The sequence below is a fragment of the Delftia acidovorans SPH-1 genome (assembly GCF_000018665.1).
In the GTDB taxonomy this organism is placed as follows: domain Bacteria; phylum Pseudomonadota; class Gammaproteobacteria; order Burkholderiales; family Burkholderiaceae_C; genus Comamonas; species Comamonas acidovorans.
This window is the reverse complement of the sequence record NC_010002.1, coordinates 4,450,815-4,465,997: the sequence shown is the minus strand read 5'-3', so window position 1 is coordinate 4,465,997 and position 15,183 is coordinate 4,450,815. Positions and strand designations below refer to the sequence as shown.

Here is a 15,183-nt window from a genome sequence, read left to right as displayed (position 1 = left end):
GACGAGACAAGGAGCATCCATCTATGAGCGGCCTCGACACAACTGCAAGCTTCCCCGGCGGAAGCTATGAGAGCAAAGAATCTCTGTCCCGCGCCGACACCCACGAAGATGTCACGCCCAACGAAATCGCCGTCGGCGTGATCATCGGGCGATCCTCGGAGTACTTCGACTTCTTCGTGTTCGGCATCGCCTGCGTGCTGGTCTTCCCGGCACTGCTGTTTCCCTACCTTTCCAAGCTGGACGGCACGCTGATGTCGTTCGCCATCTTCTCGCTGGCCTTCGTGGCCCGGCCGCTGGGCACGGCGCTGTCCATGGCCGTGCAGCGGCGCTGGGGGCGGGCGACCAAGCTGACGCTGGCGCTGTTTCTGCTGGGCGTGTGCACCGTGGGCATGGCCTTCCTGCCCAGCTACCAGCAGGCGGGGGTGAACGCCATCATCGTGCTGGCGCTGCTGCGCATAGGCCAGGGCATTGCGCTGGGTGGTTCGTGGGACGGCCTGCCGTCGCTGCTGGCCATGTCGGCGCCCAAGAACCGGCGGGGCTGGTATTCGATGATGGGCCAGTTGGGGGCGCCGCTGGGCTTCGTGCTCGCGGCAGGGCTGTTTGCCTTCATCTACGCCCATGTGGGAGCCGACGAGTTCCTCAGCTGGGGCTGGCGCTATCCCTTCTGCGTGGCCTTTGCCATCAACGTCGTGGCACTGTTTGCCCGGCTGCGCCTGGTCGTGGGCCAGTCCTACACCGAACTGCTGCAGCAGCGTGAGCTGGAGCCCATGGGCGTGCTGCCGCTGATGCGCGACGAGGGTCGCAACGTGGTGATCGGTGCGTTTGCTGCCCTGGCCAGCTTTGCGCTGTTCCACCTGGTGACCATCTTCCCGCTGTCCTGGATCTCGCTGTATTCGGACCAGTCGGTGACCCATGTGCTCGGGGTGCAGATCGTGGGCGCCTTCTGTGCGGCTGCCGCCATCATGGTCTCGGGCTGGCTGGCCGACCGCGTGGGCCGGCGCAACACGCTGGGCACCATGGCCTGCCTGATCGGCATCTTCAGCTTCCTGGCGCCCTGGCTGCTGGGCAGCGGAACGGTGGGGAACAACGTGTTCATCATCGTCGGCTTCATCCTGCTGGGCCTGTCCTATGGCCAGGCGGCAGGCACGGTGACGTCCAATTTCCCCTCACGCTATCGCTACACGGGGGCCGCGTTGTCCTCGGACATGGCCTGGCTGGTGGGCGCGGCATTCGCTCCGCTGGTGGCCCTGGGCGTGTCCTCGCGCTTCGGACTGGTGGCGCTGGGGATCTATCTGCTGTCGGGTGCGCTGTGCACGCTGGCGGCACTGGGCATCAACCGCGCCATCGAGACGCGCGACTGAACGGACCCTTGCAAGCCAAAGGCCGGCTCTGCCGGCCTTTTTCGTTGTGACTTCGCCTCAGGGGTTTTCACCGTAGCGCTGCTTGAAGTCGAATTCGAGCCTGTCGCAGTCCTGCACCGATTCAAACTGCTGCGTCTTGCGCTCGGCCTCAGGCCTGGCGGTTTCCTTGCGGCAGATCTTGATGGTTTCGCGCTCCACCCAGCGCGCCTCGCCTTCGGGCGTGGACAGCAACTGGCCAGCCAGCATGAGCACAGCGAAGAAGGCCACGGGCAGTCCGATGAGCCAGGGCACGATGCGGCTTTTTGGCGGCTTGGACGGCTTGGGCGGTGTTGGCGGTTTGGCCGGATCGGATCCGTTGGCGCTGGCAGCGGGGGCCGGTTCGCTGGAATGAGGCTCGGGTGTCTGTGGTTGCGCCATGGTGTGCTTGCTGTGGTTCCGGCTGGCGATTATCCAGGGCGCCCATCGCGCGCAGTCTGAGCGGGATCAGTGAACGGCGAGATCGCCTGTGCCAGCCATCTCCCCCATCTCCTGCACCAGCCATTTCTCCAGCGCAAGAATGTCGGCCCTGCGGCCCGGATGGGGCGCCACCCACAGCTGCATGCGCCGCGGACCGGCCAGTCGCGCGCCGCTGTTGCGCGCGCATGTCAGCGATCCGGTCAGCGACGGGCTGGAGATCGTGCTCAAGGGCGGGCAAATGGGAGGAGAGGCCTTCTTTGGCCACGTGCGTGATGGAGGCCAGGCAGGGCTCGCTGCCGCAACCATGGGGCAAACCTATAATGCGCGTTGGTCCCGACGGGACACCCTCCCGCCAGGGACAGCGCCCCGCGTGCGCGCTCCGAACTCCTAGACACCATGAGCACACCCACTTTCACCGTTGCCGACATTCGCAAGAGCTTTCTGGACTTTTTCGCATCCAAGGGCCACACCATCGTGGAGTCGAGCCCTCTGGTGCCCGGCAACGATCCGACGCTGATGTTCACCAACTCGGGCATGGTCCAGTTCAAGGACGTGTTCCTGGGCACCGACAAGCGCCCCTACAAGCGCGCCACCTCGGTGCAGACCTGCCTGCGCGCAGGCGGCAAGCACAACGATCTGGAAAACGTGGGCTACACGGCCCGCCACCACACCTTCTTCGAGATGCTGGGCAACTGGTCCTTCGGCGACTACTTCAAGCGCGAGTCGCTCAAGTGGGCCTGGGAGCTGCTGACCGAGGTCTACAAGCTGCCCAAGGAACGCCTGCTGGCCACGGTCTACGCCGAGGACGACGAGGCCTACGACATCTGGACCAAGGAAATCGGCCTGCCGCCCGAGCGCGTGATCCGCATCGGCGACAACAAGGGCGGCCGCTACAAGAGCGACAACTTCTGGATGATGGCCGACACCGGCCCCTGCGGCCCCTGCTCGGAAATCTTCTACGACCACGGCGCGCACGTGGCCGGCGGCCCTCCCGGCAGCCCTGACGAAGACGGCGACCGCTTCATCGAGATCTGGAACAACGTGTTCATGCAGTTCGACATGGACGAGCAGGGCAACGTCAAGCCGCTGCCCGCGCCCTGCGTGGACACCGGCATGGGCCTGGAGCGCCTGGCCGCCATCCTGCAGCATGTGCACAGCAACTATGAGATCGACCTGTTCCAGGCGCTGATCAAGGCCGCTGCGCGCGAGACGCACATCGCCGACATCGAGACCCCCTCGCTCAAGGTGATCGCCGACCACATCCGCGCTACCGCCTTCCTGGTGGCCGACGGCGTGATCCCCTCCAACGAAGGCCGCGGCTACGTGCAGCGCCGCATCGTGCGCCGCGCCATCCGCCACGGCTACAAGCTGGGCCAGAAGACCCCGTTCTTCCACAAGCTGGTCAAGGACCTGGTGGCCGTGATGGGCGATGCCTATCCCAAGATCCGCGAGCAGGAAGCGCGCATCACCGAAGTGCTGCGGGTCGAGGAAGAGCGCTTCTTCGAGACCCTGGCCAACGGCATGGAAATCCTGGACGCGGCGCTGGCCGGTGGCGCCAAGGTGCTGCCCGGCGACGTGGCCTTCAAGCTGCACGACACCTACGGCTTCCCCCTGGACCTGACCAACGACGTCTGCCGCGAGCGCGGCCTGAGCGTGGACGAGGCGGGCTTCCAGACCGCCATGGAAGAGCAGAAGAACAAGGCCCGCGCAGCAGGCAAGTTCAAGATGGACCGCGCCCTGGAATACACGGGCGATGCCAATGCCTTCACGGGCTACCAGAAGCTGGCCGAGGCCGCCAAGGTGGTGGCACTGTATGCCGAAGGCAGCGCCGTGCAGGAACTCAAGGCCGGCCAGAGCGGCGTGGTCGTGCTCGACACCACGCCTTTCTACGCCGAGTCCGGCGGCCAGGTGGGCGACCAGGGTGTGATCAGCACCGCGGGCGCACGCTTCGCGGTCGAGGACACGCTCAAGATCAAGGCCGATGTGTTCGGCCACCACGGCGTGCTGGAGTCCGGCAGCCTCAAGGTGGGCGATGCCGTGCAGGCCGAGGTGGACACGCAGCTGCGTGCGGCCACCATGCGCAACCACTCGGTCACGCACATCATGCACAAGGCCCTGCGCGAAGTGCTGGGCGACCATGTGCAGCAAAAGGGCTCGCTGGTCAACGCCGAGCGCACGCGCTTTGACTTTGCCCACAACCAGCCCGTGACCGCTGAAGAGATCCGCGAGATCGAACGCCGCGTGAACGCCGAGATCCTGGCCAACACGCCCACCGATGCGCGCGTGATGGACATCGAATCGGCCAAGGCCACGGGCGCCATGATGCTGTTCGGCGAGAAGTACGGCGACTCCGTGCGCGTGCTGGACATCGGCAGCAGCCGCGAGCTGTGCGGCGGCACCCACGTGCAGCGCACGGGCGACATCGGCCTGTTCAAGGTGGTGGGCGAAGGCGGCGTGGCCGCTGGCGTGCGCCGCATCGAGGCGGTGACCGGCGAGAACGCGCTGGCCTACCTGCAATCGCTGGAATCCACGGTGGACCAGGCCGCCGCCGCGCTGAAGGCGCCGACGGCCGAGCTGAACACCCGCATCGGCGGTGCGCTGGAGCAGATCCGCGCGCTGGAGAAGGAAGTGGCTGCGCTCAAGGGCAAGCTCGCTTCCAGCCAGGGCGACGAGCTGGCCGGCCAGGCCGTGGACGTCAAGGGCATCAAGGTGCTGGCCGCCAGGCTGGAAGGCGCCGACGCCAAGACCCTGCGCGACACCATGGACAAGCTCAAGGACAAGCTGGGCGCCGCAGCCATCGTGCTGGCCGCCGTCGATGGCGACAAGGTGCAACTGGCCGCAGGCGTGACCAAGGCCGAGACCTCGCGCATCAAGGCTGGCGATCTGGTGAACTTCGTGGCCAGCCAGGTCGGCGGCAAGGGCGGCGGCAAGCCCGACATGGCCATGGCCGGCGGCACGGACGCTTCGGGCCTGCCCGCGGCGCTGGCCGGTGTGCACGCCTGGGTGGCAGAGCGCGTCTGACCCAGCTGCGCGGCAGATGATTCCTGCTGCTCCTTCTTCGGGACGCCCCGGTGGACTCCACCGGGGCGTCTTGCCGTGGGCGCTGCGTATGACCTACATGGCCTGGGTGATGGGCGTGCTGGCGCAGTCGGCCGCTGCCGCCGCGCAAAGCGTGGTCTTCATCAACCCCGGCCGCTCCGACGAGAGCTACTGGACCACGGTCAGCGAGGCCATGCAGGACGCGGCCAGCAGCCTGGGCATGCAGCTGCAGGTGCGCTATGCGCAGCGTGACCACCTGCGCCCCATCGAGATTGCGCGCCAGATTGCCGCCTTGCCCAAGGCGCAGCGGCCCCGCTACGTGATGTTTACCAACGACTACAGCGTGGCGCCTGAAATCCTGCGCACGCTGGAGGCCGCAGGCATCGACAGCTTCATGGCCTTCAGCGGCGTGCCCGAGACATTGCGCGGCCAGACCGGCGTGGCGCGGGAGCGCTATCGCCACTGGCTGGGCAGCCTGGAGCCGGGCGCGGAGGAGGCCGGCTACCTGACCGCCAAGTCACTGTTCGCCGCTGCGCGGGCATCGGGCCAGGCGCGTGCGGCCGATGGCCGGCTGCACATGGTGGCCATTGCCGGGGACCGCTCCACGCCCTCCTCGGTGGAGCGCAATGCCGGCATGCGCCGCGCGGCGGCCGAGGCCAGCGACGTGGTGCTGCAGCAGGAAGTCTTTGGCGAATGGCGCCGCGAACGCGCCGAGCAGCAGGCGGCCGTGCTGTTCCAGCGCTATCCCGAGGTGCGCCTGGTCTGGGCGGGCAACGACGAGATGGCCTTTGGCGCCATGCAGGCCTGGCGGGCGCGGGGCGGCTCGCCGGGGCGTGACGCCTTCTTCAGCGCCATCAATTCATCGGCCGCCGCCATGACGGCGCTGCGCACGGGCGAGCTGTCGGCACTGGCGGGCGGCCATTTCCTGACCGGCGCCTGGGCCCTGGTCATGCTCTACGACCATGCGCACGGCGCCGATTTCGCCTCCGAAGGGCTGGAGCAGGTGCGGCCCATGTTCACGCTGCTGGACAAGTCCCAGATCGACCGCTACGAGCACAGGATCAGCGCGCCGCTGGCCCCTCTGGACTTTCGCAGCTACAGCAAGCACCTCAATCCCCGGCTGCGGCGCTACGGATTCGAGCTCAAGCACCTGCTGCGCTGAGCGCCTCCCATGCCCCGCTTCCGCTCGATTGCCTCTTTGCTGATCCTGCGCATCATGCTGCTGGCCGTGGCCTGCATGCTGGTGTTTGGCGGCGCCCACGCCTGGTGGGAGTACCGCAAGGGGCAGCAGGAGTTTCGCCGCTCCATGGAGACGCTGGTGGCCAACAGCATGATCTCGCTGTCCGCCGCGTTGTGGGACATCGAGCCGGCCCTGGTGCGCGAGCAGGTGCAGTGGCTGGGCAAGCTGCCCCTGGTGGGACATGTGCAGCTGCGCGTCACCTCCACGGGCGAGATGTACGAGGCGGGCGAGCCCAGGGATGGCCGCGCGCCTGCCGTGTCCATGCTCATTCCGGCACCGCGTCACAGCCAGTCCAGCCTGCCGCTGGGCGAACTGCAGGTCTGGGAGAACCGGGGCCACTACCTGGAGGTGCTGCGCGACTCCACGCTGCGCGTGCTGCTGGGCTATGCGCTGTTCACGGCCCTGGTCTGCCTGATGGTGGCCTGGGTGATGCGCAGGGAGCTGCGCCAGCCGCTGCAGCAGATTGCGGGCTTTGCGGCCAACCTCAAGCCCAATGAGTTGTCGAGGCCCTTGGTGCTGGAGCGGGCGCGGCGCGGGCAGCGCGACGAGATCGACATGGTGGTGCAGGGCTTTGGCCAGTTGCAGCATGACCTGCGTGGCCACATCGAGCATCTGGACCTGCTGGTGGCCCAGCGCACGGCCCAGCTGGAGGAGCTGGTGGAGGAAGTCAAGCGCATGTCGCTGACCGATGCGCTGACCGGATGCCTCAACCGCCGCGCCATGGACGAGCGCCTGGCCTCCGAGGTCGCCCAGGGCCAGCGCCTGGGTGCGGCCCTGAGCGTGATGTTCGTGGACGTGGACCGCTTCAAGCAGGTCAATGACAGGCACGGCCATGCCGCAGGCGATGCCGTGCTGCGCGAGGTGGCGCTGCGTTGCCGGCACGCACTGGAGCGGGAGCCCTCGGCGCAATGGATGGCGCGCTATGGCGGGGAGGAGTTCCTGATCGTGATGCCCGGTGTGGCTGCGGCCCAGGCCTGGGCGCTGGCCGGGCAGCTGCGCGAGGCCATACGCTCCACGCCCATACAGGTCCATGGCCTGGAACTGGCGGCGACGGCCAGCTTTGGCGTGGCGCAACTGCAGGGTGCCGAGAGCGCGCAGGAACTGCTGCAGCGCGCCGATGCCATGCTCTACGAGGCCAAGCACGCCGGGCGCGACTGCGTGCGCGTGGCCGGCCTCACCTGAACGGCACGGCGCCAGGGCCGGCTCAGAACAGTTCGATATCGTTGCTGTTCACCTGGGGGGCCAGCAGCCCCTGGGTGATCAGATCACCGTAGTACCAGGTCTGGTTGCGGCCATGCTCCTTGGCGTGGTAGAGGGCCTGGTCGGCATGGCCCAGCACCTCCACGGGTGCGCCCGTGCCCATGGCGGCAAAGCCCGTGCTCACGGTGATGCGGCCGACCTGGGGGAACTCGTAGCTCTCCACGTCGTGGCGCAGGCGCTCCAGCGCCTTGCGGGCATTGACCAGGCTGACCGAGCGCAGCAGCACCACGAATTCCTCGCCGCCGAAGCGGAACACACGGTCCTTGGCGTCGAAGCAGCTGCGCAGGATGTTGGCCACCAGGATCAGCACCTCGTCGCCATACAGGTGGCCAAAGCGGTCGTTGATGCGCTTGAAATGGTCGATGTCGATGGCGGCCAGCCACTGGCCGGGAACGTCTTCCGTGGCCACGCCCGGCATGGCCATCGGCGCCTCCTGCAGCGACAGGCGCAGGAACTGCTCGTCGAAGGTCTTGCGGTTGAGCAGGCCGGTCAGCGCATCGCGTTCGCTGTAGTCCAGCAGGCTCTGGTAGTTGTGATAGACGCCGAAGATGCCCTGGATCACATCGAGCCGGCTGGGCGAGAAGGCCGTGGACTGCGTGATCTCCAGGCAGTGGTAGGCCGTCTCCTGGCGCCACAGCGGCAGCCACAGCACGTGCTGGCCATCGGGCTGCACGGCCGAGGCGATGAGGGCGCGCTGCTGCAGCGCCTGCTGCAGCGCGGGCATGGAGGCCAGCTCCACGCTTTGCGGGTCATACAGGGCCTCGGCATCGGTGGACATGACCTGATCGCCCTGGCTCCAGGTGCGCGCACGCACGCAGTGCCTGCCGTCGGGCATGGCGAACAGCTCCAGCGCCCGCACCTGCACCACGCCATTGAGCTTGAACAGGGTGGACAGCACCGAGATTTCCAATCGCAGATGGTCCCTGTGGGCCGTCATCTCGACCAGATTCTGTAGCAATGGCTGCATGCGAGGCCTTGTATTGGAAGAGGGCGCGACCGGCTCAGCGGCGCTCAAACACCAGATCCCACACACCGTGGCCCAGGCGGATGCCACGGTTTTCGAACTTGGTCAGCGGCCGGTAGTCGGGCTTGGCGGCATAGCCCTCGGCCGTGTTGGCCAGCAGGGGTTCCGCACCCAGCACCTCCAGCATCTGCACCGCATAGGGCTCCCAGTCGGTGGCGCAGTGGATGTAGCCGCCGGGACGCAGCCGTCGTGCCAGCTTGGCTACCAGAGGCTCCTGGATCAGGCGGCGCTTGTTGTGCTTTTTCTTGTGCCAGGGATCGGGGAAGAAGATGTGGATGCCGTCCAGGCTGGCCTCGGGCAGCATGTTGTCGATGACTTCGACGGCGTCGTGCTGCAGGATGCGGATGTTGGAGATGTCCTGCTCGCCAATGCGCTTGAGCAGGGCGCCCACGCCGGGCTCGTGCACCTCGCAGCACAGGAAGTTGTCATCGGGGCGCACGCGCGCGATGTGCGCCGTGGCCTCGCCCATGCCGAAGCCGATCTCCAGGATCAGGGGTGCCTGGCGGCCATAGGTGGCAGAGGCATCCAGCGGCGCGGCCTGGTAGTTCAGCACGAAGCGCGGACCCAGCTCCTCGAAGGCCTTGGCCTGGCCTGTCGTGGTGCGGCCGGCGCGGCGCACATAGCTCTTAATGGTCTTGGGATGGGCCACGCCCTCGGGCGGCTGGCCGGTACGGGCGGCCGCAGGTGTGGAGGGCGAAGAGGAATCGTGCGGCGCACCGGGGGCAGCGGACATGGTGTTCGGGGTATCGCCGTCCATGGACTGCTCGGCTTGGGGGGAAGAAGTTGGGTTCACGGGCTCAATTGTATGTATGGCGCCAGCCCCTGACCCAGAACTGCAGCGCTTCGCCCAATGCGGCCTGGGGTGATGGCTGGGGCAGTCCCAGGTGGGCGGCTGCGGTGCGCAGCGCGGTCACAGGGGCGCTCAGGTCCAGTGCGGGGGCGCCGTGCTGCTTGGAAAGCTTTTCGCCGTCGGGCATGAGCACCAGCGGCGTGTGCAGGTACTGCGGGTGATCTATGCCCAGGGCGCGCTGCAGCAGCATCTGGCGGGGCGTATTGTCGGCGAGGTCGGCGCCGCGCACCACATGGGTGATGCCCTGCAGGCCGTCATCGACGACCACGGCCAACTGGTAGGCCCAGAGGCCGTCGGCCCGGCGCAGGACAAAGTCGCCCACGCCGTGGATCACATCCTGCTGCTGGGCGCCCAAGCGGCGGTCCTGCCAGTGCAGCACGGGGTCGTGGCGGGTGAAGCGGTCCAGCGCAAAGCGCCAGGCCCGGGCGCTCTTGCCGTGCAGGCCGTCGCGGCAGGTGCCGGGGTAGGGCCGCTCCACATGGCGCTCATGGGCCCAGCCCAGGTTTTCCCAGGCTGCCTCGATGTCCTTGCGCGTGCAGCCGCAGGGATAGGCCAGGCCGCAGGCCTTGAGCCGCTCCAGTGCGCTTTCGTAGAAGGTGTGGCGGCGGGATTGCCAGACAGGCTCTTCGTCCGGCAGCAGGCCGCAGGTGGCAAGCTGGTTCAGGATGGCGGTGTCGGCACCGGGCTGGCAGCGCGGAGGGTCTATGTCCTCGATGCGCACCAGCCAGCGGCCGCCATGGGCGCGTGCATCCAGCCAGCTGGCCAGCGCCGCCACCAGGGAGCCTGCATGCAGCAGGCCCGTGGGTGAGGGCGCAAAACGGCCGACATACGGGGATGGGGCGGGTGCGGGGCCGGTTTCGGCGGATTCAGGGGCGGCGGGAATCATCGGGGCCGGATGTTAAGGCCTTGCGCCGCCCCCTGCCAGGACCTGGTGGCCTGGTTCAGCCCGCAACCAACGCCAGGGCCATTTCCAGTCCCGAGACAAAGGCATCCTCCACGCGGCGGCCAATGCACCAGTCGCCGCACAGGCCCAGGCCCGCATCCTTGTTGCGCAAATGGCTGCGGCCCAGCGGCGACAGGGTCTGCGCATGGGGCCAGAGGTAGACGCTGGCATGGCGGGGAGGGATGCGGATGCGCGTGATCTCGCCAAACGCCTTCTGCATCTTGGCCAGCACGCGCGGGGCGTCGTCGGCACGGTGCTCCTGCGACCATTGGGGACTGGCCAGCACGGTCCAGCGTTCGCTTTGGGAGCGGCCCGGCTTGGAGGATTCTCGTGCCACCCAGACTGCGCGCTCATGCGTGGTGCGGGCCGCATTCCACTGCGGCCCCAGGGTGGACAGTCCGGCCTCGGTGGCCATGGGGTAGGACAGCGTCAGCGCCCAGCAGGGCGCCATTTCCACGGCCGCCATGCCCTGCACCAGCGACAGGGCCAGGGGCGTGGTCTGCAGCAGCTGGCGCGCCTGTGGGGCGGGCAGGGCGAGTATCACTTCATCGAATCCCGTGCGGATCTGCGTGGTCGGCTCGGTCGTCTCCACATGCAGGCTCCAGCCGCGCGGGCCGGGCTGGCGTTCGAGCCTGGTCACGCGCTGGCCCAGGTGCAGGCGGTCGGCATCCCACAGCGGCGCGGCCCAGGCCAGCGGCAGGGCCTGCATGTCGGGCGTGGCTACCCAATGGGCTTCGGTGGGTGCGGGTGCAGCGCTGGACTGGCGGCCCTGCGCATCCAGCACGCGCAGCGTGCTCACGCTCCAGGGGCGGCACAGGCCGGGCACGGTCTGCAGGGCCAGCTCGAAGCGCTTGTCGCGCACGGTGAAATACTGCGCGCCGATGTCGAAGGCGCCATGCGCGGCGTTGACGGAGCGCATGCGCCCGCCCACCTGGGGCAGCCGTTCGTAGACATGGACATCGTGGCCGGCCTGCATCAGCGTGCGGGCGCAGGCCAGGCCCGCCATGCCGGCGCCAATCACGGCAATGCGGCGCGCGCCGGCCTTGGGGCGCGCCTTGGAGGCTTCGGGGGGCTTGGTGGCCTTTTTCTTGACCGTGGACTTGGAGGCGGCGCGGGAAGCGTTCATGGAGCAGACCTTTGCGGGCAGTGGCAGATTCCGGGAAGCATGTCCTTGCCGGCCTGCTTCGCCGCAGCGGCGGAGCAGGCCGGGACCTGTAACCACTCTACACCCGCACAGACCGCCCGGCGGCGTGCGCCAGCTCAATGTCGGTGATGATTTTCCATGAGAGCGCGGCGCGTGGCGGGGCTTTCCAGCTGCTGCAGCCACCACTGCAGCGCGCGCGGCGGGTCCTGCTGCGGCGGGCAGGACCATGCGTAGTGCATGCGCACATTGCGCGAGGGCCGGGCGACCTGGCGCGTTACCAGCAGGCCGGCCTGCACATAGACGTCGGCCATGAAATGGGGCAGGAAGCCGCAGCCTATGCCGCGCACCTGGGCCTCGATCTTGGCCTGCATGGAGTCCACGGTGAAGATGTCCTGGCCGCTGAGCAGGCCCATGCTGGCGCTGTCGCGCAGGCCTGAATCGGCCACGGCGATGATGCGGTGCTGCAGCAGCGTCGCGTCGGTGATGGGCTCGGGCGCCGTGGCCAGCGGATGGTGGGGCGCCACGGCAAAGACGAAGTCCAGCTCGCCCAGCTCGCAGGCCTGCAGGCCCGCCACGTTGCTGGAGTTGACCGCCACCCCGATGGCCAGGTCGGCCCGGCCCGAAGTCAGCGTCTCCAGCGTGCCGGTGAGGATGCCATCGCGCAGCTTCAGCCGCGTGGGTGGCTGCATGGCGTAGAAGGCCTCGACCAGCTCCAGCATCGGCGTGCGCGCCACGGCGCCATCGACCACGATGGTCAGGTGCGGCTCCCAGCCCGTGGCCACGCGGCGCACGCGATGCGCCACGGTGTCGATCTCATGCAGCAGGCGCACCCCCTCGCGCAGCAGCTCCCGGCCGGCCTCGGTGGGCTGGGCGTGGCGCGAGCGGCGGTCGAACAGCAGCACGTCCAGCGCATCTTCGATCTGGCGCACACGGTAGGTCAGGGCACTGGGCACCAGGCCCAGCTGGCGTGCAGCGGCGGCAAAGCTGCCGGCCTCGGCAATGGCCTGGAGCATGGCCAGGCTGTCGGGGGTGAGCACGTCGCGGGGGCTGGGCATGGGGCGTTATGGCTTCAAAAGCTTTGAATGATGCCATCAATCCTGCTGCGCCTTGCCTGAGGCAGCGGCTTCTACAGTGGAGCCATCGACGCAAGAGTTTCGAAGATCTGACACGTTGGAAAGGGACAAAAACATGATCGCCCTGCGCAAATCCCGGGAACGCGGCCATGCCGACCATGGTTGGCTGCGCTCGCACCACAGCTTCTCGTTTGCGGGCTACCACGATCCGCGCCACATGGGCTTTGGCAACCTGCGCGTGATCAACGAGGACCACATCGCCCCGGGCACGGGCTTCGGCTCCCATGGCCACAAGGACATGGAGATCATCAGCTACGTGCTCGAAGGCCGGCTCTCGCACAAGGACAGCATGGGCAACGAACAGACCATCTCGCCCGGCGAGGTGCAGCGCATGAGCGCCGGCTCGGGCGTGGTCCACAGCGAGCACAACCATGCGCCGGGCCAGACCACGCATTTCCTGCAGATCTGGCTGCTGCCCAGCGAGACGGGCATTGCGCCCGGCTATGCGCAAAAAGCCTTTGCCGACGAGGAAAAGCGCGGCCGGCTGCGCCTGGTGGCCTCGCCCGATGGCGCCGAGGGCTCGGTCACCGTCCATGCCGATGCCCGGCTCTATGCAGGCCTGTTCGACGGCGATGAGCAGGCCGAACTGGAACTGCCCGCCGGCCGCAAGACCTATGTGCACCTGGTGCGGGGCGCGCTGAGCGTCAATGGGCAACGGCTGACAACGGGCGATGCGGCCCTTGTGGAGAATGAACCGCGACTGCGCCTGCACGACGGGGAACAGTCCGAGGTCCTGGTGTTCGATCTGCAAGCCTGAGAGCGTGCACAGCACGCTCTGAAGATTCACGAGGAGTAACCATCATGCTGAACCGTCTGAGCAACCCGCTGGCGCTGGCCGGCCGCATCCTGATCGCGCTGATGTTCGTGCCTGCGGGCTTTCAGAAAATCGGAGGCTTCGCCGGGACCGTGGGCTATGCCGCATCGGTAGGCATGCCCATGCCGCAGATCGGCGTGGCCATTGCCCTGGTGGTGGAGATCGTCGGCGGCCTGGCCTTGCTGCTGGGCTGGTGCACGCGCTGGGCGGCCCTGGTGCTGGCGTTCTTCACGCTGGTGGCCAGCTTCTTCTTTCACACCTACTGGAGCGTGCCGGCCGACGCGGCCATGATGCAGCAGCTGCTGTTCTGGAAGAACATCGCCGTGACTGGCGGCCTGCTGGGCTTTGCCGCCCACGGTGCCGGTGGCTGGAGCGTGGATGCGCGCCGCCATTGAGTGGGTCGGGCGGCGTTGGCCATGCCCTGATTTTTGTTAGGCTACTGTCTTGAGTGGGCCCCGCAGCAGCGCTGCGGGGCCCTTTGGCGTGAATGGATTGATGAATGCGGCGCTGGCTGGCCTGTGGCTGCGCAGGGCGTCCGAGGATTGGATTTCTTGTATGTCAGATATCGTGGTGGTCTACCACTCGGGTTACGGACACACCCAGCGCATGGCCCAGGCCGTGGCCGACGGCGCAGGCGCGCGCATGCTGTCGATCGACAGCGACGGCCAGCTGCCTGCGGGAGGCTGGGAGTTGCTGGCGGCGGCAGACGCCATCGTCTTTGGATCGCCCACCTACATGGGCGGGCCGAGCTGGCAGTTCAAGCGCTTTGCCGATGCCTCTTCCAAGCCGTGGTTCGTGCAGGCCTGGAAGGACAAGCTGTTCGCCGGCTTCACCAACAGTGCCAGCGTCAACGGCAACAAGCAGACCACGCTGGACTACCTGTTCCAGCTGGCCATGCAGCATGGCGGCCTGTGGGTGGGCAGCGGCATGCTGCCGTCCAATGCGCGCGCCGCGCAGCGCAATGACCTCAACTGGATAGGCGCCTTCAGCGGTGCCATGGCGCAATCGGCCTCGGATGCCTCGGCCGCCGAAATGCTGCCGGGCGACTTGGAGACGGCGCGCGTGTTCGGCGAGCGCGTGGCGCAGCAGGCGCTGCGGCTGAAGGCCTAAGCCTTGCCTGGCGGGCTTGTCGGCTGTATCGGCTCCAGCGGCTCTGCCGGAGCCAAGGGCGTGATGGCCAGGTCTGCACCCACGGCCCGGCGCTCGTCAAAGACGAAGCAGCCGCCGTCATAGAAGGCGCCGTCGGTTTCCTCGAAGTACTTGAGGATGCCGCCTTCCAGCTGGTAGACATGCTCCAGGCCCTCGTCCCGCATCAGGATGGCGGCCTTCTCGCAGCGTATGCCGCCCGTGCAGTAGCTGACCACGGTCTTGTCGGCCAGCTCGGCCTTGTGGGCGCGCAGCGCGGGCGGGAATTCGGTGAACTTGGTGATGCGCCAGTCGATGGTGTCCTTGAAGGCGCCGGCATCGACCTCGAAGTCGTTGCGCGTGTCCAGCGTCACCACCTCGCGGCCCTCGTCATCGTGGCCCTGTTCCAGCCAGCGGCGCAGCGTGGCGGGGCTGACCGATGGCGCGCGGCCCTCTGCCGGGCGGATGGTGGGGTGGTCCATGCGGATGATCTCGCGCTTGACCTTGACCAGCATCTTGCGAAACGGCACGGTGTCGGACCAGCTTTCCTTGGGGGCCAGGTCGGCAAAGCGGTCATCGGCGCGCAACTGGTCAACGAAGCTGTGCACCGCCTGGGCGGGGCCGGCCAGGAAGAAGTTGATGCCTTCCTCGGCCAGGAGGATGGTGCCCTTGAGCGCCAGGGCCTGGGCGCGTTCGGCCAGGGTGTCGCGCAGCGCCGCTGCATCGGGCAGCGGCGTGAACTTGTAGCAGGAAATATTGAGGATGTCGGACACGGGCAGGCAGGCGGGTGCGGC

The 15,183-nt window shown here is 67.6% G+C and carries 15 protein-coding genes; 7 read left to right on the top strand and 8 right to left on the bottom strand.

What is annotated here, in order from left to right; genetic code table 11:
* Positions 1-23: 23 nt before the first annotated feature.
* Positions 24-1,361: an MFS transporter gene (locus DACI_RS20355; protein WP_012205881.1), complete on the top strand. Its 1,338-nt coding sequence runs from the start codon at positions 24-26 to the stop codon at positions 1,359-1,361.
* Between the two features lie 57 nt (positions 1,362-1,418).
* Here DACI_RS20355 and DACI_RS20350 read toward each other — a convergent pair whose 3' ends face one another.
* Together DACI_RS20350 and DACI_RS32180 are read right to left on the bottom strand one after the other, a co-directional pair.
* On the bottom strand, positions 1,419-1,778 hold the full coding sequence (locus tag DACI_RS20350; RefSeq protein ID WP_012205880.1) for a hypothetical protein: 360 nt from the start codon (positions 1,776-1,778) through the stop codon (positions 1,419-1,421).
* Between the two features lie 66 nt (positions 1,779-1,844).
* On the bottom strand, positions 1,845-2,045 hold the full coding sequence (locus DACI_RS32180) for a hypothetical protein (protein WP_043782113.1): 201 nt from the start codon (positions 2,043-2,045) through the stop codon (positions 1,845-1,847).
* A 168-nt stretch (positions 2,046-2,213) separates the two neighbouring features.
* On the opposite strand from DACI_RS32180, the gene alaS reads away from it, so the two are divergent.
* The 3 genes from alaS to DACI_RS20330 all read left to right on the top strand — a co-directional run bounded on the left by alaS (position 2,214) and on the right by DACI_RS20330 (position 7,278).
* Entirely contained in the window at positions 2,214-4,838 is a 2,625-nt protein-coding gene (gene alaS, locus DACI_RS20340; protein WP_012205879.1) for an alanine--tRNA ligase, read from the top strand.
* 88 nt (positions 4,839-4,926) lie between these two features.
* Positions 4,927-6,018 carry an ABC transporter substrate-binding protein gene (locus tag DACI_RS20335; RefSeq protein ID WP_043782111.1) on the top strand — a complete coding sequence of 364 codons (1,092 nt, stop codon included), beginning with the start codon at positions 4,927-4,929 and terminating at the stop codon, positions 6,016-6,018.
* A 9-nt stretch (positions 6,019-6,027) separates the two neighbouring features.
* Positions 6,028-7,278, top strand: a complete 1,251-nt coding sequence (locus DACI_RS20330) for a GGDEF domain-containing protein (RefSeq protein WP_012205877.1) — start codon at positions 6,028-6,030, stop codon at positions 7,276-7,278.
* 22 nt (positions 7,279-7,300) lie between these two features.
* On the opposite strand, the gene DACI_RS20325 is transcribed toward DACI_RS20330, so the two are convergent.
* The 5 genes from DACI_RS20325 to DACI_RS20305 form a co-directional block, all read right to left on the bottom strand.
* A complete protein-coding gene (locus DACI_RS20325; protein ID WP_013802165.1) occupies positions 7,301-8,323 on the bottom strand; it encodes a GGDEF domain-containing protein in 1,023 nt (340 codons plus the stop codon).
* 34 nt (positions 8,324-8,357) lie between these two features.
* Positions 8,358-9,113, bottom strand: coding sequence for a tRNA (guanosine(46)-N7)-methyltransferase TrmB (trmB, locus tag DACI_RS20320; RefSeq protein WP_373765413.1), 756 nt, complete (start codon positions 9,111-9,113; stop codon positions 8,358-8,360).
* Between the two features lie 64 nt (positions 9,114-9,177).
* Positions 9,178-10,116, bottom strand: coding sequence for a tRNA glutamyl-Q(34) synthetase GluQRS (gene gluQRS, locus DACI_RS20315; RefSeq protein ID WP_012205874.1), 939 nt, complete (start codon positions 10,114-10,116; stop codon positions 9,178-9,180).
* A 55-nt stretch (positions 10,117-10,171) separates the two neighbouring features.
* Positions 10,172-11,299 carry an NAD(P)/FAD-dependent oxidoreductase gene (locus tag DACI_RS20310; RefSeq protein WP_043782107.1) on the bottom strand — a complete coding sequence of 376 codons (1,128 nt, stop codon included), beginning with the start codon at positions 11,297-11,299 and terminating at the stop codon, positions 10,172-10,174.
* 134 nt (positions 11,300-11,433) lie between these two features.
* Positions 11,434-12,372 (bottom strand): LysR family transcriptional regulator, encoded by a 939-nt coding sequence (locus DACI_RS20305; RefSeq protein ID WP_012205872.1) that lies wholly within the window; start codon positions 12,370-12,372, stop codon positions 11,434-11,436.
* Positions 12,373-12,505: 133 nt separating this feature from the next.
* Here DACI_RS20305 and DACI_RS20300 point away from each other — a divergent pair, with 133 nt between their 5' ends.
* The 3 genes from DACI_RS20300 (at position 12,506) to DACI_RS20290 (ending at position 14,374) form a co-directional block, all read left to right on the top strand.
* Positions 12,506-13,207: a pirin family protein gene (locus tag DACI_RS20300; protein WP_012205871.1), complete on the top strand. Its 702-nt coding sequence runs from the start codon at positions 12,506-12,508 to the stop codon at positions 13,205-13,207.
* A 44-nt stretch (positions 13,208-13,251) separates the two neighbouring features.
* Entirely contained in the window at positions 13,252-13,659 is a 408-nt protein-coding gene (locus DACI_RS20295; RefSeq protein ID WP_012205870.1) for a DoxX family protein, read from the top strand.
* A 160-nt stretch (positions 13,660-13,819) separates the two neighbouring features.
* The gene (locus tag DACI_RS20290; protein ID WP_043782104.1) at positions 13,820-14,374 is read left to right on the top strand and encodes a flavodoxin family protein; all 555 of its coding nucleotides are present in this window, start codon (positions 13,820-13,822) and stop codon (positions 14,372-14,374) included.
* On the opposite strand, the gene DACI_RS20285 is transcribed toward DACI_RS20290, so the two are convergent.
* Complete coding sequence (locus tag DACI_RS20285) at positions 14,371-15,162, bottom strand: sulfurtransferase (protein WP_012205868.1); 792 nt, start codon at positions 15,160-15,162, stop codon at positions 14,371-14,373. The genes DACI_RS20290 and DACI_RS20285 overlap by 4 nt on opposite strands.
* Positions 15,163-15,183 lie beyond the last annotated feature (21 nt).

What these genes read in the sequence shown, in the direction of transcription:
- trmB (WP_373765413.1), bottom strand. Translation starts at nt 9,113, where the DNA reads ATGTCCGCTGCCCCCGGTGCGCCGCACGATTCCTCTTCGCCCTCCACA.
- DACI_RS20350 (WP_012205880.1), bottom strand. Translation starts at nt 1,778, where the DNA reads ATGGCGCAACCACAGACACCCGAGCCTCATTCCAGCGAACCGGCCCCC.
- gluQRS (WP_012205874.1), bottom strand. Translation starts at nt 10,116, where the DNA reads ATGATTCCCGCCGCCCCTGAATCCGCCGAAACCGGCCCCGCACCCGCC.
- alaS (WP_012205879.1), top strand. Translation starts at nt 2,214, where the DNA reads ATGAGCACACCCACTTTCACCGTTGCCGACATTCGCAAGAGCTTTCTG.
- DACI_RS20305 (WP_012205872.1), bottom strand. Translation starts at nt 12,372, where the DNA reads ATGCCCAGCCCCCGCGACGTGCTCACCCCCGACAGCCTGGCCATGCTC.
- DACI_RS20355 (WP_012205881.1), top strand. Translation starts at nt 24, where the DNA reads ATGAGCGGCCTCGACACAACTGCAAGCTTCCCCGGCGGAAGCTATGAG.
- DACI_RS20335 (WP_043782111.1), top strand. Translation starts at nt 4,927, where the DNA reads ATGACCTACATGGCCTGGGTGATGGGCGTGCTGGCGCAGTCGGCCGCT.
- DACI_RS20295 (WP_012205870.1), top strand. Translation starts at nt 13,252, where the DNA reads ATGCTGAACCGTCTGAGCAACCCGCTGGCGCTGGCCGGCCGCATCCTG.
- DACI_RS20290 (WP_043782104.1), top strand. Translation starts at nt 13,820, where the DNA reads ATGTCAGATATCGTGGTGGTCTACCACTCGGGTTACGGACACACCCAG.
- DACI_RS20330 (WP_012205877.1), top strand. Translation starts at nt 6,028, where the DNA reads ATGCCCCGCTTCCGCTCGATTGCCTCTTTGCTGATCCTGCGCATCATG.
- DACI_RS20310 (WP_043782107.1), bottom strand. Translation starts at nt 11,299, where the DNA reads ATGAACGCTTCCCGCGCCGCCTCCAAGTCCACGGTCAAGAAAAAGGCC.
- DACI_RS20300 (WP_012205871.1), top strand. Translation starts at nt 12,506, where the DNA reads ATGATCGCCCTGCGCAAATCCCGGGAACGCGGCCATGCCGACCATGGT.
- DACI_RS20325 (WP_013802165.1), bottom strand. Translation starts at nt 8,323, where the DNA reads ATGCAGCCATTGCTACAGAATCTGGTCGAGATGACGGCCCACAGGGAC.